This is a genomic window from Dyella sp. PARNA 12/25 (assembly GCF_055702865.1).
Genome location: NZ_JBVQCI010000003.1, coordinates 148,670 through 164,473 on the forward strand (window position 1 = coordinate 148,670; position 15,804 = coordinate 164,473).

At 60.5% G+C, this 15,804-nt stretch carries 17 protein-coding genes; 13 read left to right on the forward strand and 4 right to left on the reverse strand.

The features are described 5' to 3' along the window. The first annotated feature begins 4 nt into the window (after positions 1-4). Positions 5-1,147: an acyltransferase family protein gene (locus AC0GUR_RS08425; RefSeq protein WP_472877012.1), complete on the forward strand. Its 1,143-nt coding sequence runs from the start codon at positions 5-7 to the stop codon at positions 1,145-1,147. Between the two features lie 59 nt (positions 1,148-1,206). On the opposite strand, the gene AC0GUR_RS08430 is transcribed toward AC0GUR_RS08425, so the two are convergent. After that, a complete protein-coding gene (locus tag AC0GUR_RS08430) occupies positions 1,207-1,551 on the reverse strand; it encodes a hypothetical protein (protein WP_472877013.1) in 345 nt (114 codons plus the stop codon). An 896-nt stretch (positions 1,552-2,447) separates the two neighbouring features. On the opposite strand from AC0GUR_RS08430, the gene AC0GUR_RS08435 reads away from it, so the two are divergent. Beyond that, complete coding sequence (locus tag AC0GUR_RS08435) at positions 2,448-2,798, forward strand: hypothetical protein (protein ID WP_472877014.1); 351 nt, start codon at positions 2,448-2,450, stop codon at positions 2,796-2,798. Positions 2,799-3,008: 210 nt separating this feature from the next. Here the strand turns inward: AC0GUR_RS08435 and AC0GUR_RS08440 are convergent, their stop codons facing one another. Beyond that, positions 3,009-4,052: a Vgb family protein gene (locus AC0GUR_RS08440; protein ID WP_472877015.1), complete on the reverse strand. Its 1,044-nt coding sequence runs from the start codon at positions 4,050-4,052 to the stop codon at positions 3,009-3,011. A 260-nt stretch (positions 4,053-4,312) separates the two neighbouring features. Here AC0GUR_RS08440 and AC0GUR_RS08445 point away from each other — a divergent pair, with 260 nt between their 5' ends. After that, the gene (locus AC0GUR_RS08445) at positions 4,313-4,615 is read left to right on the forward strand and encodes a hypothetical protein (protein ID WP_472877016.1); all 303 of its coding nucleotides are present in this window, start codon (positions 4,313-4,315) and stop codon (positions 4,613-4,615) included. A gap of 33 nt (positions 4,616-4,648) precedes the next feature. Here the strand turns inward: AC0GUR_RS08445 and AC0GUR_RS08450 are convergent, their stop codons facing one another. Then, complete coding sequence (locus AC0GUR_RS08450) at positions 4,649-5,083, reverse strand: hypothetical protein (protein WP_472877017.1); 435 nt, start codon at positions 5,081-5,083, stop codon at positions 4,649-4,651. 332 nt (positions 5,084-5,415) lie between these two features. Here AC0GUR_RS08450 and AC0GUR_RS08455 point away from each other — a divergent pair, with 332 nt between their 5' ends. The 3 genes from AC0GUR_RS08455 (at position 5,416) to AC0GUR_RS08465 (ending at position 8,584) form a co-directional block, all read left to right on the forward strand. Beyond that, positions 5,416-5,934 carry a 2'-5' RNA ligase family protein gene (locus AC0GUR_RS08455; protein ID WP_472877018.1) on the forward strand — a complete coding sequence of 173 codons (519 nt, stop codon included), beginning with the start codon at positions 5,416-5,418 and terminating at the stop codon, positions 5,932-5,934. A gap of 234 nt (positions 5,935-6,168) precedes the next feature. After that, complete coding sequence (locus tag AC0GUR_RS08460; RefSeq protein ID WP_472877019.1) at positions 6,169-6,405, forward strand: hypothetical protein; 237 nt, start codon at positions 6,169-6,171, stop codon at positions 6,403-6,405. Positions 6,406-6,706: 301 nt separating this feature from the next. Beyond that, positions 6,707-8,584, forward strand: coding sequence for a potassium transporter Kup (locus AC0GUR_RS08465; RefSeq protein WP_472877020.1), 1,878 nt, complete (start codon positions 6,707-6,709; stop codon positions 8,582-8,584). A 53-nt stretch (positions 8,585-8,637) separates the two neighbouring features. Here the strand turns inward: AC0GUR_RS08465 and AC0GUR_RS08470 are convergent, their stop codons facing one another. Continuing rightward, entirely contained in the window at positions 8,638-8,814 is a 177-nt protein-coding gene (locus AC0GUR_RS08470) for a hypothetical protein (RefSeq protein WP_472877021.1), read from the reverse strand. 233 nt (positions 8,815-9,047) lie between these two features. On the opposite strand from AC0GUR_RS08470, the gene AC0GUR_RS08475 reads away from it, so the two are divergent. The 7 genes from AC0GUR_RS08475 (at position 9,048) to lysS (ending at position 15,804) form a co-directional block, all read left to right on the forward strand. After that, the gene (locus AC0GUR_RS08475) at positions 9,048-9,329 is read left to right on the forward strand and encodes a 2-hydroxyacyl-CoA dehydratase (RefSeq protein WP_472877366.1); all 282 of its coding nucleotides are present in this window, start codon (positions 9,048-9,050) and stop codon (positions 9,327-9,329) included. Positions 9,330-9,403: 74 nt separating this feature from the next. Further along, positions 9,404-9,796, forward strand: coding sequence for a SpoIIAA family protein (locus tag AC0GUR_RS08480; protein WP_472877022.1), 393 nt, complete (start codon positions 9,404-9,406; stop codon positions 9,794-9,796). A gap of 51 nt (positions 9,797-9,847) precedes the next feature. Beyond that, entirely contained in the window at positions 9,848-9,976 is a 129-nt protein-coding gene (locus tag AC0GUR_RS08485; protein WP_472877023.1) for a hypothetical protein, read from the forward strand. Between the two features lie 96 nt (positions 9,977-10,072). Beyond that, a complete protein-coding gene (asnB, locus tag AC0GUR_RS08490; RefSeq protein WP_472877024.1) occupies positions 10,073-11,746 on the forward strand; it encodes an asparagine synthase B in 1,674 nt (557 codons plus the stop codon). 903 nt (positions 11,747-12,649) lie between these two features. Further along, a protein-coding gene (gene prfB / locus AC0GUR_RS08495) for a peptide chain release factor 2 (protein WP_472877025.1) occupies positions 12,650-13,775 on the forward strand; the annotation gives its coding sequence in 2 pieces (ribosomal slippage) (positions 12,650-12,724 and positions 12,726-13,775; 1,125 coding nt in all). A gap of 39 nt (positions 13,776-13,814) precedes the next feature. After that, a complete protein-coding gene (locus AC0GUR_RS08500) occupies positions 13,815-14,177 on the forward strand; it encodes a hypothetical protein (RefSeq protein ID WP_472877026.1) in 363 nt (120 codons plus the stop codon). Between the two features lie 106 nt (positions 14,178-14,283). Further along, entirely contained in the window at positions 14,284-15,804 is a 1,521-nt protein-coding gene (gene lysS, locus AC0GUR_RS08505; RefSeq protein ID WP_472877027.1) for a lysine--tRNA ligase, read from the forward strand.

Sequence of the window (15,804 nt, forward strand, 5' to 3'; positions counted from 1 at the left end):
CCCCATGCATCGTCTACCAGGCCTGGATTTACTGCGGGCTGTCGCGATCGTCTCGGTGCTATGCACCCATGCATGGATTGCCGGTGGCATGGGGTACGGATTCGGTTGGATTGAAGAGTACGGCTGGATGGGCGTCGACCTGTTCTTCGTACTCAGCGGTTACCTCATTGGCCGACAAGTTCTTGTGCGCTACGAGCGCGGCGATGGCGTGGACTTCAAGGCTTTCTATCGGCAACGGGCCTACCGCATACTCCCGGCGTATCTGGTTGTTGTGGCGCTCTACTTCTTGTTTCCCGGACTGAGAGAGCAAGAGGCGATCCAGCCGCTCTGGCAGTTTCTCACCTTCACGATGAACCTGTTCGTCGACCCGAGTACCTTGCACGCCTTTTCATCGGCCTGGTCACTATGCGTCGAGGAGCACTTCTACCTGGTCTTTCCACTGGCAGTAGTTCTTGTTGCGCCACGGCTAGGTGCAAAAGGCGTATTTCGCATACTGCTTGGCCTGGTGCTAGTCGGAATGGCATGGCGTGGATTTGCCTGGTGGCAATCCGCTGCGCCTGCAGCTGGTGGTGGGACCTGGGAAATGGACGGGCACCGCTACATGGAGCTCGTTTACTACCCCACCTATGCGCGCCTTGATGGTTTGCTGTGCGGCGTTGGGCTAGCGATCCTGAGCGTCTATCGGGTGCCCCGATGGGAGCGGCTCCAACAGCATCCAAACGTGGTCGCGCTGCTCGGGCTCGTGACAGTTCTATTCGCAGCCTGGATCTTCCGGGATGTTTTCACCTTCGGTGCTTGCGTTTTTGGTTTTCCAATCTTGTCAATCGGCCTCGCTATGCTCGTCGCATCGGCCGCAAGTCCCTCAGGCGCGCTTGCTCGCATTCACTTGCCGGGAGCGGCTTGGGTGGCGGCCACCTCCTATAGCATCTACCTAAGTCACAAGGCGATGCTGAAGCTGGCCTCAAGGCATATTCCGGACTATCTCAACCACCTCGGTGTTCTTACGTTCCTGTGCTGCCTACTCGTGGCCATCGTTGCCGCGGCACTTCTGCACTACCTTGTCGAGCGCCCCTTCCTCGTCCTGCGCGATCGAGGCCGACGGATGGTAGATCCGTTGCCCTCCATGGGGACCAGCGGCGCCACATAGAGAGGCTGCGCTTGGTTACGGGATGCCAACGAATGTCTGCTTCGGGTCGGAAGCAGACCTTAACTGATCTGCTGAAGGGTCTTCCAACCGACTAAAAGAACTACGAACGCGACGAAGGCGGCAGCACTGGCCATGAGCAACTTGCGCGACAGGCCCCCTAGCTCCCGCAAATCAGGCTCGGGGAGATCCTTGTAGCGCTTCGCCTCCAAGTACTTCACCTTCGATGGGAGGATGGGCCCGTACCTTGTGCCGATCATCGGCGGCGGAAACGCTTCACCTAGCTCTGGGTGCCGAGCGATCAGTCGCTCGAAAAACCGGTCGGAAACGATCTTGGTTGCTACCGCGAGCCCAAATGCGGAGAGACCCGCGATGACGGCCAGCGACACCATAAACGCTGTTTGCATGAAATATGGCCTCAATGTCGCCGCAGTAGGGTCCGCTTCGGGTCGGAAGCAGACATTTGGTCAACATGTGTGCCTCGTTCAGTTCCCGGCCGAAGCTTCTGATTCTTCCCTTTCGAAGCCTCGGTGAAGTTTGAAAACCGCAAGTGAGCCTCGGACGCCCATCCATACGGCAAAGCCAAACATGAGGCCTCCACTAAAGTGCGGAGGCATGGCCGCTAGCAGGAGGAAGCTGAAACAAATGAGCAGAACCCCCATGGTCGCTGCGAGGCGACTCTTTTGGACTCTAGTGCAATAGCCGCAGGCCCCGAGAGGAATGGCGAAGCCCACAAAGAGAAAGTGGTTAGACAGTAGCGCGAAAACGACCAACAGCACCGCACACCCGAAGTAGGCATCCCCGGTCCACTTGGCAAGATCAACAGCGGTCTCTCTATCGGAGATCTTTCCAAAAAGTGCCTTCTGAAGCGTAATCATTACCCCATCCCTTTGTTTGATTGCGCCAGCGAGAACCCGCCCTCTCTGAGCTGAGCGGAAACATCCGACGGTGTTCCGGGCTTAAGATAATGTCCGCTCTGGGTCGCAAGCGGACCCTCGCAGAATATAGCTGGTAGTGCCACACGGCACCGCTGATCAACACCAGCGGGGTGTTCAGTGCTTACCAGAATTGATGTTCGAATCGACCGGAATCCGCATGCTCATCCTGTGTATATGGGGTGGAGTGGTTCTGAGTGGGGCTAAGCCATGCGGCCTATCGGTTTGTCTCGAGTCTAGATTGGTGGAAATAGCGCTGAGGCGAAGACTGCAGCGTACGATCCACGCGCCCCTTTGCTATATGTGCGTCGCGGCGAAGAGTGTGGAGCACCGCTCCACTTGATGCCTCGGCAGCCCTTGGAGGTCCTATGTGCAAACTGGTCAGAACGCCACCGCTCATAGTGAAGCAGCGTCGGTATTGGTGTGTCTGCTTTTGGATCTGGAACGTCATCCACTACGGACTCGGGCTCGTTGCCAGTGTCGGGGCCATCCTCGTTGCACAAAATGTAACCGCGAGTGGTCACCTGCCCATCGTCGTCGCCATAGCGGCATCCGCTTTGACTTTCTTGAAGGCGACGGCCAAGGCGGATGCATACATTGCCGCATGGAGAGTCCTCAACGCCGAATGCGTTCGCTTCGAATTGGATCCCCAGTGCACCCTTCAGATGCTTCTTGAAGCACATCGAGCGGGCGAAACCATCATTGGGAAGGCGGACTAATTCAAGAGGAAAGGGGCGGAGGTCATGAAAGGTTCTCGATGCTGGTTTCGTTTCCCTCGTGATCAATGTCACTCCATCTCAACTCCATCGACTGACCCCGAAACGGAATGAGGGAAGTCGTGAGCCGTCAGAGGGTTCAAGTCAGGCGGCAAAAGCCCGGGGCTGGCCGGGCTTTTGCCGTGCGCGATGAATCGCCGCTACCTGCGATCGTCAATGGCCGCTGGCGTCCGTCGCACGAGTCAGGTGGAGAAGTAGATGATCCGTACCGGATTCGGCAAGCCAGAGCTCTCCCTGGCGACCCATCATCTGGCGTACGTTGGCGTGGTCGCGCGGCAGCGTCAACACATCGAACCGCTCCGTTCGCGGATCGAATCGCACCAGGGCGTTGGCACTCCATTCGCTGAGCCAGACGATGTCGTGGTCGTCGACGAAGATGGCGTACGCATGAGGGTTGCTGCCAGGCAATACCCATTCGCGCCATTGATGTTTCGCTGGGTCGAACATGGCGACCTTGCCGGCGGTCCATTCGCTCATCCAAACGTGCCCCTTTGAATCAGCCCATACCCGGCGTGCCCCTTGGTTCGCTGTGGGCGGTTCGATGACTTGCGCCGCACCGCTTGCGGGGTCGATATGGCCCAGGTAATTGCCCGCCAGTGATGCGTAGTACAGGCCCCCATCAGGGGTGACGCAGATGCCGTAGGGTCCGCGTCCACGCGGTGCATCGAAGACGCGCATCTGCGTGCTGGCAGGATCGAGTTCGCCGTAGATGCCGTTCTGTCCGGTAAACCACAGATGTCCACGCTTGTCGAAGACGGCCGTATTGAGATTCGCGTTTTGTCGTTCCTTAGGCAACGGAAAGCTCGTGATGGCGAGTGTCTTCGAGTCGACGCGTACGATGGCGTTCAGGCCGCCGTCGGTGATCCAGGCGGCGTGATCAGGGCCGATGATCACGCCGTGCGGCGCAGACCCTTCGCCGAGTGCAATCCAGTCTGCCTTGCCGTCGCGCGGGTTTAGCCGTCCAACCGCGCCTCGTGCTTGCGCCGTGTACCACACCGTGCCATCGGGTGATGGTGCGACATCGTGCGGCCCGGCGCCGGCCGGCACGGCAAACGATTCAAAAGGTGGAGATTGCGCTTGCGCAGTGCCCGTGATGGGTAGGGCGACCGATAGCGCCAGTGCACACAACTTGAGAGGTGTGCCGTTCAGAAGCCACTTCAGAAATAGGGTGTGGATCCTTATCCAAATGTTCGGCATAGCCGCCTCCTGCTCTGAATGAGGTACGAGGGCCGCAACGAGCCTCATTGTGGCACCTATCTCGACCTCGAGATTGCGCGGTGACGTCGCTCCTCATCACACGTAAGCGGCTGGGCGCGCGCCCGCATTCGGTGCTTGATACGCAAGTGTTCACTTGGCTGTATGCAGACATGGAATGCAGTGAGTACGCACGCCCCACCAGAGTTGCAGCGCCGCGTCCATGATCTATCTCCTTGCTCGTCACGCAGGTCATTTGCAGCATGCAGCGATTCGACAAGGCGGAGTGTGGGCGTATGGCGGTGGTGGTTGGCAGGTATCTGGTGGACGCGGCTGCGAGCGAAGGTGAATCCCACGGGGCGAGGACCTGGCTTGGCGCCTGGAGCCTTCATGCTTGCCCGGAGGATGATGGCTTCAATTGGCGTCTGGTCGAGCGGGGGCAGACGGCGCATGGATTCCCGTCACCCTCGGCTGCATGTAGCGCGGCCGAGCAGCTGGGCATCGAACACGCGCGTGGATTGCAGGGCGGTGATGAGGTTGAGCCGAGTCCGTGGCCGGAAAGCTAGTCGGATTCGGTTCTCGGCTTACGCTGCACGTTGCTAAGCGATGTCCGTCAGAGGGAGCAGCCGCGAATCCTCGATGGCTGCCGTGCGGTGCCCCAGGCCTGCCAGATAGGCCTGATGCGAGGCGAAGCTCAGGAACGATTCGACGCTGTGCTGCCGGATAAGCATGGCCATATCCCAGCGTTCGTTCGGCGGCCCGATAAGAAGCGGCCCACCTTTGCCCAGAAACTCCACGCTGCCGCCCGACTCGAGCAGGAACGGCATCGTGTGCGCGATATAGCGCTGAAAAGCCTCCTCACCGGTGATGGGTGACTCCGGTGCCAGCTCGGGCGTTGCCGAGTAGTCTGCCCAATCGCGCAAGCGGAGCAGGTTGAGCATGACGATGTTGCCTGTCAGTCGACGCATGACCAAGGCACGCCCCGCGGCTTCGGTTGGCTCCAGATATCGAACGAGAGGTTGGGCGGGTGCCATGCAAAGGGCTCCTTGTCGCTGTGTGGTGTAGAGGCGATGGCGATAAATATACCCGGGTAAATTTATTGTCGTCAATTATGCCCGGGTAAAAGTTGGGCTGGAGAGGCCTGTCTGACACCAGCACGGACGTAGTGCGCCGCCAGCGGGTGTGCCTTTTGAACCCCTCCCCACATCAAGGCGATAGGGCCCAGACATAGAGTGGCCATGACGCATCTGCCGATGATGCGGGTGTGGCGCTGCGCCCCTGTGCCATGATGTTTGCGACAGCCTGAAGATGAGCGGGCACTGGCCGGGTTCCGCGATCAGGCTTGGGCAATACTCTCGGAGTGGGCATGAGCCGAACGCTGCTCGCGTTGATGGTGCCGGAGGCCGAGACGGTGGTCGGCAGCTTTCGCGACCAATATGACCCCTCCGCCAGGCGCGGTCTTGGCGCGCATATCACGCTCATCTATCCCTTCATGGAAAGCCAGTGGTTGTCGCCTCCGGTGCTGGCGCGGCTGCGTGATGTGGTTGCCGGCGTGCCTGCACCGATGTTTCGCCTGGTTGAGGTGCGTACGTTTCCCTCGGTGGTTTGGCTGGCGCCGGAGTCCGCCAAGCCCATCATCGAGCTGGCCGATGCGCTGGTTGCCGCGTTTCCCGATCAACCGAAGGGTGGTGGCGCTTTTCCCGATTACGTGCCCCACCTCACGGCAGCGCGTGGCGTGCAACACGAGAAGGAAGCGGTGGCCAATGAGCTGCGCGAGAGACTGGCTGACTACGGTCCCGTGTATTGCTGGTGCGAAAACGTCACCTTGCTGGTGAGTGAGGATCGCCGCTGGAAGGTGGTCTCCCAGTTTCCACTTCTGCACTGAAGGGCTTGCTCTCGACAAGGCTGCATGTGCGTTGCACGTGCAGCGCGCGGTCGCCGTTTTGCCCTTGGAAAAAGGCAAAACAGGGCCGGCGGCGCGGTTGGCACAATCCTTGATTCATCTGGTCATAGACCAACCACATTCTGGCTTCCCCACACCTTCGCAGTTGCGGCATCGCAGATAGCTGGACGCGGCGCCGGGTATGGCTATGCCTGAAAACTAGAAGGGGCTCCTTCTATGGATACCAACTTCACGCTTATCGACGATCAAGGGCAGCCCATTGAGGTTTTCTGCGAAGTGTTTGAGCGCGGCGAGGGCGTGTACTGGCGCGCCTGGCTGTACGGATTCGCCAGTTTGCTGGACACGATGGAGGGGCGCGCCCCGGTTGAAGCCGCCATTCCCGGGCAAATCCAGGCCGAAATCATGGTCCGAGGCATCCGCGCTTCCGGCTCGGCTGACCTCAAGGGGCATTAAGTGACCCATCGAGATGCTGCCGATGGCGGGCACCTGTTACGCGGGTGATACGCGCTCTGTGCATTCGAGCGATGCCAGTTCGCAGTCCGGACGACCTCTAAAGCGTTATGTTGTGAGCCGGTCCTTGGCAGAGGGCCGGCTTTTCTTGTGCTCGCCTTGACCTTTCGGGGCATAGCATCACGCAGGTAGGCAGGCTGCCGGTGGGGTCGCAGGGCCCGAGCGATTGGCTTTTGCGTGGATTGTCATCACACGACGGTACGCTGCCCGCCACTTCCCATGCTGGCCGCTGCACAGGTGCTTCGTGAATCAGCCGTCCGAAGAAAGTCCTTGGAAGAAACCCACCACGCTGCTTGCTGCCATTGGTGCGCTTGGCGTGGTGTTTGGCGATATCGGCACCAGTCCGCTGTACACGTTCAAGACGGTGTTGGATCTGACCGGTGGTAACAACCCTCCCACCATTCTTGGCGTCATTTCTCTGCTGGTATGGACGCTGATCATCGTTACGACGGTGAAGTACGCCGGTTTCGCCATGCGCATCGACAACGATGGCGAAGGCGGCATCCTGGCATTGATGGCCTTGCTTGGCGTGAAGCGACAAAAGCGCCCGGCGATTGTTGCGACGGGTTTGTTCGGCGCGGCGTTGATCTACGGTGATGGCGCCATAACGCCAGCGATTTCGGTGTTGTCGGCACTGGAGGGTCTGGACATCGCCGCGCCTTCGCTGAAGCACTACGTGCTTCCACTGACGGTGATCATTCTGCTGGCATTGTTCGCGTTGCAGCCGGTAGGTACAGCGAGAATAGGTCGCGCGTTTGGGCCGATCATGGCCCTGTGGTTTTTGACCATGGCCGTGTTGGGCGTGTGGGGCGTGGTGCGCCATCCATCGATTCTGTGGGCGCTCAATCCCTATTACGCACTCAGCTATCTGTTTCACAGTGGCGGCAGCGGTTTTCTGGTGCTGGGTGGCGTCTTTCTGTGTGTGACTGGCGCAGAGGCGCTGTATGCGGATATGGGCCATTTCGGGGCCGGCCCGATCAAGCTGGCGTGGTCCACGCTGGTGTTTCCCAGCCTCGTGCTGAACTATGCGGGGCAGGGCGCCATCGTGCTGGAGGGCGCACCGACGGCGGGGAATATCTTCTATCGACTGTGCCCGGCGTCGCTGACGTTGCCGCTGATTATTCTCTCCACCGTTGCCACCATCATCGCCAGCCAGTCGATCATCACGGGTGCGTTCTCCATGACGCGGCAGGCCATTCAGTTGGGGTGGATGCCACGGCTGAAGATCCAGCAGACGTCCAGCGAAGGCTACGGCCAGATCTACGTGGGGGCGGTCAACTGGGCGCTGATGGTGGTAACCATTGGCCTGGCACTTGGCTTCAAGAGGTCGGACAACCTGGCCGGTGCCTACGGTATTGCCGTATCCGCCACCATGCTGATGACGAGCGCGCTGTTGTTCATTGCCATGCGTGAGATATGGAAATGGAACATCGTGGCCTGTGTCGCCGTGGCCAGCGTTTTCTTCATCGTGGATGCATCGTTCTTTGCATCGAACATGATGAAGCTGCTGGAAGGCGGCTATGTGCCGCTGCTGCTCGCAGGTGCGGTGTATCTAGTGATGTTTGTCTGGCACAAGGGCATCACGGCGGTGGCGATGCGACTGGGTGAAAACCCCGTTCCGGTCGAGGCATTTTTCAAAGAGATCGCCGACGAAGGCGTGGCGCGCGTGCCGGGCACGGCCGTGTTTCTCACCAGGGCCAAAACCACCACGCCACCGGTGATGATGTGGTACGTCAAGCACAGTCGCGCCCTGCATGAGCGCGTATTGGCGGTGACGCTGGACGTCGCGTCCATTCCGTATATCCCGGTACGCAAGCGCCTCACCATGACCGAGGTGTATCCGAACTACTGGGCCATCACGGCGTGCTATGGCTTCATGCAACGGCCTGATTTGCCGGCGCTCATGTCGCAGATCGTCGCACATGGCTGCAGCATGGATTCCAACGAGCTGACCTATTTCATCGGCATGGAAAAGATCGTGCCGCGTGGTGATCGCCGCGGTTTGCCGCGTTGGCTGTCAAAGTTCTTTGGAGTACTGCTGCGCAACAGCGTGCGTGTTACCGAATATCTCCATGTACCACCGGAGCAGGTGGTGGATATTGGCAGGCAAGTGTCGATCTAATCGGTGCGTGGCTTCCAGATGCAGAAAACCCCGCGCATGGCGGGGTTTTCTGGTCAGGCCGACACAGCAAGGGTGGCCTGGAGGCGGTGTTGGTAGGTGGTCTCGGTTTCCTGGTACAGGCCGGACCACGGGTCCAGCACGTAGCCTTCAATGGGGTCCGGTGATACACGGCGGACGTCGATGGGCTGGCTCTCGCTGGCAAATGGTGCATCTAGGGTCGTGGGATCCATAGGCACTCCTTCAAGTTTGTCGCGGGAGTATCAGGCTATCCATTCGGGTGTTCGCGAGCAGTTAAAGCAGCGGCCTGTTTTGGCCAACGCAAAACTTATGACCGGCATCGCTGAGATTTCTCTTACGATTCGATGACGTAGCAAATATTGACGACTTTATGCACGGACTTTTCCAAGATCGTGCTGCCAACGTGCCACAATGCGTGTCCCTCATCGCTCCCACTCGTTCCGCGATGGCTATGAATAAAGATGCCTATCGTCAGTTCCAGGAAGAACTGGCTGCCTTGGACAAGGAGCAGGATCGTCGTCATCAGCAAGCCAAAGAACTCCCCGCGCAGCGCGCGAAGCGGGAGTTTCTGGAGTTGCGCCAGCGCTATGGCTTGAGCGTGGCGGATGTCGTTGCATTTTTCCCCGAAGAAGAGGGCATTGCCTATCTGCAGGGGTTGATTGCCGCCGCCGAAGCAAAACCTGCAGTTACGCGGAAACGTCGCACCAAGCCCTCGGCGGAAGAGTGACGTGAAGCGGCCGTGACGCGTCCGTAACGCGGGTTTTGCGATACAGGTTGGCGTCGAACCCAGGGAGGCTTGCCATGATCGAGCAGATCGCAGGGTTGCCACCAGGCACACTGGGTTTTCGTGCCAGTGGACAGGTAACCGCAACGGATTACGAGCGCGTGCTGGTGCCTGATATCGAAGCGGCGTTTGCGGTGAATCGCAAGCTGCGTTTGCTCTACCACGTCGGTCCTGACTTCACCGGTTTCGAGCCTGGCGCCATGTGGGAAGACGCCATGCTGGGCTTTCGCCACTTTAGCGGGTGGGATCGGGTGGCGCTGGTGACCGACGTGCATTGGCTGCGCATCGCGGCTTTGGCTATGGGGTTTGCGGTGCCGGCGCAGTTCAAGTTGTTCCGCAACGCAGAGCTGGATGCAGCCATGGACTGGGTGCGTGAGCCCCGGCCGGAAGCTGAAGAAGGGAACAAATGAAACCGTTTTCAGTACTTGTCAGCGAACGCGGCATGTGTTGAAGTCACTGCCATGTCCAGCCTTTATGCCCACTTTCTTGCCATGACCGCCGCCGCCGCGACGGCCAGCGAGTGCGTGCGCGCGCTGAACAACAATAACGCCAATAACAATACCCGCATCCACGGGTGGGCCGGCGTGTAAGCAGTAATTCCACACATACACACGCAAAAAGGCCCGCTCTCAGCGGGCCTTTTTGTTTTTCCGCCATCTGAAAAACAACCCCGGGAATATCAAGCCATGTGTTCGATCTTCGGTATGTTCGATCTGCAGCCAGGTGATGATCTGGCTGCGCTACGCCAGCAGGCGCTGGAGCTTTCCCAGCGCCAACGTCATCGCGGACCCGACTGGAGCGGCGTGTTCGTCGACGCCGGGGTCATCCTGGTGCACGAGCGACTGGCCATCGTCGACCCCGCCAGCGGCGCACAGCCGTTGCACTCGCGCGACGGCGCACTGGCGCTGGCCGTGAATGGCGAGATCTACAACCATCGCGAGCTGCGCGTGGCCAGTGACTATGATTTCACCACCGGCTCCGATTGCGAAGTGATCAACGCGCTCTACCGCGAAGGCAGTGAACCTGCCGACTGGGTATCCCGTCTCAACGGCATCTTTGCTTTTGCACTGTGGGATGCAGACGCGGCGCGTTACGTGATCGCCCGCGACCCCATCGGCGTATGCCCGTTGTATTGGGGGCACGATAGCGTCGGGCGTGTGTGCGTAGCGTCGGAGATGAAAGCGCTGGCTGGCATTTGCGCTGACGTGGCCGCATTTCCTCCAGGGCACATCTATGACAGCGCCGTTGGCGAGCTACGCCGTTACTACCACAAGCCGTGGCGCGACTATGTATACACGCAGGGGCATGATGTCGCGCCGGGCGCATTGCGTGAAGCCTTTGAGCAGGCCGTGCATCGCCAGCTGATGACGGATGTGCCCTACGGCGTACTGTTGTCCGGCGGCCTGGACTCGTCGCTGGTGGCCGCTTGTGCCGCACGTTTTGCGCGTCATCGTGTGGAGGATGACGACAGGGCTGAAGCCTGGTGGCCACGTCTGCACTCCTTTGCGATTGGCCTGGAAGGCTCGCCCGATCTTGCCGCAGCGCAGGTCGCAGCCGATGCACTGGGCACGGTGCATCACGGTTTCGTCTACACCTTCTGGGAAGGCCTGGATGCGTTGCCCGAGGTGATTCGTCATATCGAAACCTATGACGTCACCACCATTCGCGCCTCCACGCCGATGTATCTGCTGGCGCGTCGTATCAAGGCCATGGGCGTGAAGATGGTGCTGTCGGGCGAAGGCTCGGATGAGATCTTCGGCGGCTACCTGTACTTCCACAAAGCGCCGTCGGCAGAAGCCTTTCACGAGGAAACCGTGCGCAAGCTCGACGCGCTGCACAGCTACGACTGTCTGCGCGCCAACAAATCGATGATGGCTTGGGGCGTGGAAGCTCGCGTGCCATTCCTCGATCTGGAATTTCTCGATGTGGCCATGGGCATGGATGCGCGCCACAAGATGGCCGGGCAGGGCCGCATCGAAAAGGCGGTGTTGCGCGAGGCATTTCAGGGCGCCTTGCCCGATGAAATCCTGTGGCGGCAGAAAGAGCAATTCAGCGATGGCGTGGGCTATGGATGGATCGATGGGCTCAAAGCGCATGCGGAGCAAGCAGTGAGTGACCGCGAATTTGCGGCGGCAGCCACGCGGTTTTCGCACAACCCGCCGGCTACGAAGGAGGCGTATTTGTATCGGCGCATCTTTGAGCGTTTCTATCCGGGGCAGGCGTGTGCGGCGACGGTACCGGGAGGCAAGTCGATTGCGTGCTCGTCGCCCGCGGCGTTGGCGTGGGACCCGGCGTTTGCGGGGGCAGCGGATCCGTCAGGGAGGGCGGTGAAGGGGGTGCATCAGCAGGCGTTGGGGTAGGTGGTGCTGTTGGCGGAGTTGTTGTCTCTGCTTTTTTAGGCCTTTCCCAACGTCAGCTTGGCAAAAGCCGGAAGCGCTTTACAACAGCGAAGCTGGTCAACCCGTGGCGTCACAGGCTTGGATTGTCGTGCTGCCGCCTCGTTGCAGTTGTGGAGGCAGCACGGTGGCGATATCGGCAAAACCGACAACTGACGCCACTGGACCCCGGCCTACGCCGGGGTGACGACTCGTTTGAGATGGTGAGGCAAGATTGGCCCCTCACCCCAGCCCTCTCCTCGCTCATCAAATCCGCGGCCGTCCATGGCCGCTCCCCGCGTACCCCGGAGGGGAGAGGGAGAAGTGCGTTGCATCGCGAACTCCCCAGTCTGCAACAAGGAGTGCGCCTGCTTTAAGTCCTCTTCGCCATGGCGCGTTGCGGTGTAGCCGTACCGCGTGTCGTGCGATCGTGACGATCCGGGCTTCACGGGCGCCAAGTCTTTTATTCAGCACGACGCTACGACCACCCCGCTCTTAAGGCCGTTTTCTTTGGGTTACTTTTCTTTTGGGCCAGCAAAAGAAAAGTGACTCGAGCGTCGGCAGACGACATTGCCACCTTCACGGTGGTCGAAACGCCCGCCGCGTAGGCGGCAAGCTGGCGGCAGCGCCACATTCGAAGCCGAGATCAGAGTCACTGGATGACCAGCCATTCGGCTGTTGAAAAGCGCCTCCCGCTTTCGCGGGGATGACGGTGAGGAAGAGTATGTGTTCCCGCAAGCGCCCCACCTCCCCCCCCTTTTTTTGGGCTTACCTCGGCCCTCTCTCAAGGCGGGGAGAGGGAGGAGTGCCGGGCCTCACAAGGTGCCACACCCCTTGCCAACCCCTCTCTGTTACCATGACAGACCGTTTTCCCATGATTTCCCATCCATGATCGAAACCAATCCGATCCTTGCGCAGATTGCGGACCTGAAGGGCCGCGTCGAGTCGCTTAGGGGGTATCTTTGACTACGCCACCAAGCGTGAGCGTCTCGAGGAAGTAAGCCGCGAACTGGAAAGCCCCACCGTGTGGGACGATCCGCCGCGCGCGCAGGAACTGGGTCGCGAACGCGCCCGTCTCGACACCATCGTCAGCGGTATCGATTCGCTGACCTCCGGTCTCACCGATGCCGGCGAACTGCTGGAAATGGCCGCCGCCGACCAAGACGAGAGCACCGTGCAGTCCGTGGTCGACGACCTCAAGGGTCTGGAAGCCAAGGTGGCCAAGCTGGAATTCCAGCGCATGTTCTCCGGCAAGATGGACGCCAATAACGCCTTCGTGGACATCCAGGCTGGCGCCGGTGGCACCGAGGCGCAGGACTGGGCGGAAATTCTGCTGCGCATGTACCTGCGTTGGTGCGAGTCGCGCGGATGGAAGGCCGAGCTGATGGAAGTCAGCGGTGGCGAAGTGGCCGGCATTAAGTCCGCCACGTTCCGCGTGGAAGGTGATTACGCCTACGGCTGGCTGAAGACCGAGATCGGCGTGCACCGCCTGGTGCGCAAGAGCCCGTTCGATTCCGACAACCGCCGCCACACCAGTTTCACGTCGGTGTTTGTGTCGCCGGAAGTGGATGACGATATCGACATCGACATCAATCCGGCCGACCTGCGAACCGACGTGTACCGTTCGTCCGGCGCGGGCGGTCAGCACGTCAACAAGACCGAGTCGGCTGTGCGTATTACGCATATTCCGACCAATACGGTCGTGGCCTGCCAGACCGAACGCAGTCAGCACGCTAACCGCGATCGCGCGATGAAGATGCTGGCCGCGAAGCTGTACGAACTGGAGCTGCAGAAGCGCAATGCTGAGAAGGACGCGCTGGAAGCTTCCAAGTCCGATATCGGCTGGGGCAGCCAGATCCGCAACTACGTGCTGGACCAGAGCCGCATCAAGGATCTGCGTACTGGTATTGAGCGTTCGGACACGCAGAAGGTGCTCGACGGCGACCTCGACGAGTTTGTCGAAGCCAGCCTGAAGTCGGGCCTGGATGCGGGCGCCAAGCGCGTGGACGCCTGATCATTCGCTATTGAATCTGCCGACGGAGGCGGTGCCCGCATGAACAGCAGGAAAATTTTCCAGATGGTGGTCCTGTGGGCATCGCTGGCGGCATGCCAGGGCGTGGCCACCGCACAGGACAGTGGTTCTGCCGGTCAGGGCATCAAGGAAGATGCACGCTCTGCCGGCAAGAGTGTCGGTGACGCCGGTCGTGACGTGGGGCACGCCACCAAGGATGCGGCCGTGACCGTAGGGCACGGCGCGAGAGATGCGGGTGTGGCGGTCGGCCACGGTACGCGAGATGCCGCCGTCACTGTCGGGCACGGCGCAAAAGAAGTCGGCCAAGGCATAGGCCACGGCGCGAAAGAAGGTTGGGACGCCACCAAACACGCGGTGAAACACGTGTTCGGCAAGGACGATTGACCGTCGGCGTGACGGGAAAGCAGTGCCCCGCCTGTTCGATGATGCAACGACAAAACAAGACATGCGCCCACCGAACGATGCGGGCGCCCGCAGCTACGGAAACCTCATGACTGACACGACCGAAATCCAGCCCATCGACGAGAACAAGCTGATCGCCGAGCGTCGCGAGAAACTGAAAGCGTTGCGCGGGCAGGGCGTGGCATTTCCGAACGACTTCAAGATGGACGCCTTCGCTGGCGACCTGCAGGCCGAATTCGCCGATGTCGAGAAGTGGACGGCCGAGGCCGTCGAGGCGCTGGCTCGCCGCGTGAAGGTGGCCGGTCGCATCATCCTCAAGCGTGACCAGGGCAAGGTCGCCTTCGTGCAGATGCAGGATTTCAACGGCCGCATCCAGCTATTCATTCACCAGGGCACCGTGGGTGAGGACACCTACAAGGCGTTCAAGAGCTGGGACATGGGCGACATCGTGGGTGCCGAAGGCACGCTGATGCGCACCCGCACCGGCGAGCTGTCGGTGAAGGTGGATTCGCTGCGCCTGCTCACCAAGAGCCTGCGCCCGCTGCCGGACAAGCACCACGGCATGGCCGACGTGGAGCAGCGCTATCGCCAGCGCTATATCGACCTCATCGTCACCGAGGAAGCGCGCCGCACGTTTGCGCAGCGCTCGAAGATCATCGGCTTTATGCGCAAGTGGCTCGAGGCCGAGCCGCGCCGCTTCATGGAAGTGGAAACGCCGATGATGCACGTGATCCCGGGCGGCGCCGCGGCGCGCCCATTCGTCACGCACCACAATGCGCTGGACATGGATCTGTACCTGCGCGTGGCGCCGGAGCTTTACCTTAAGCGTCTGGTGGTGGGCGGTTTCGACCGCGTATACGAAATCAACCGCAACTTCCGCAACGAGGGTGTGTCGACCCGGCACAACCCCGAGTTCACCATGCTTGAGCTGTACCAGGCCTACGCCACGTACACCGAGATCATGGACCTGACGGAGGGTGTCATCCGTGACGCCGCCAAAGACGTCATCGGCACCACCAAGCTCAGCTGGGAAGGCACCGAAATCGACGTGGGCCCGGCCTTCCGCCGCTGGAGCATGGAAGACGCCGTGCTCGAGTTGAACCCGGAGATTCGCCGCGAAGACCTGCGCAATCGCGACGCGATGGCAGCACACGCCAAGCGCCTCGGCTGCCAGGTGAAGAACGACTTCGGCTGGGGCCGCTTGTTGCTGGAAATCTTCGAGAAGACGGTGGAGCACACCCTGATCCAGCCGACCTTCATCACCCAGCATCCGGTGGAAGTCTCGCCGCTGGCGCGCGAAAGCGACACGGACAAGGGTATCACCGACCGTTTCGAGCTGTTCGTCAACGGCAAGGAGATCGCCAACGGCTTCTCCGAGCTCAACGATCCGGAAGACCAGGCAGCGCGTTTCCTGGCTCAGGTGGAAGCCAAGGCCTCCGGCGACGATGAAGCCATGCACTTCGATGCTGACTACATCCGCGCGCTGGAAGTGGGCTTGCCGCCGACGGGCGGCCTGGGCATCGGCATTGACCGTCTGGTGATGCTGCTGACCAACGCCTCGTCGATCCGCGACGTGCTGTTGTTCCCCTATATGCGCCCGGAGGCCTGA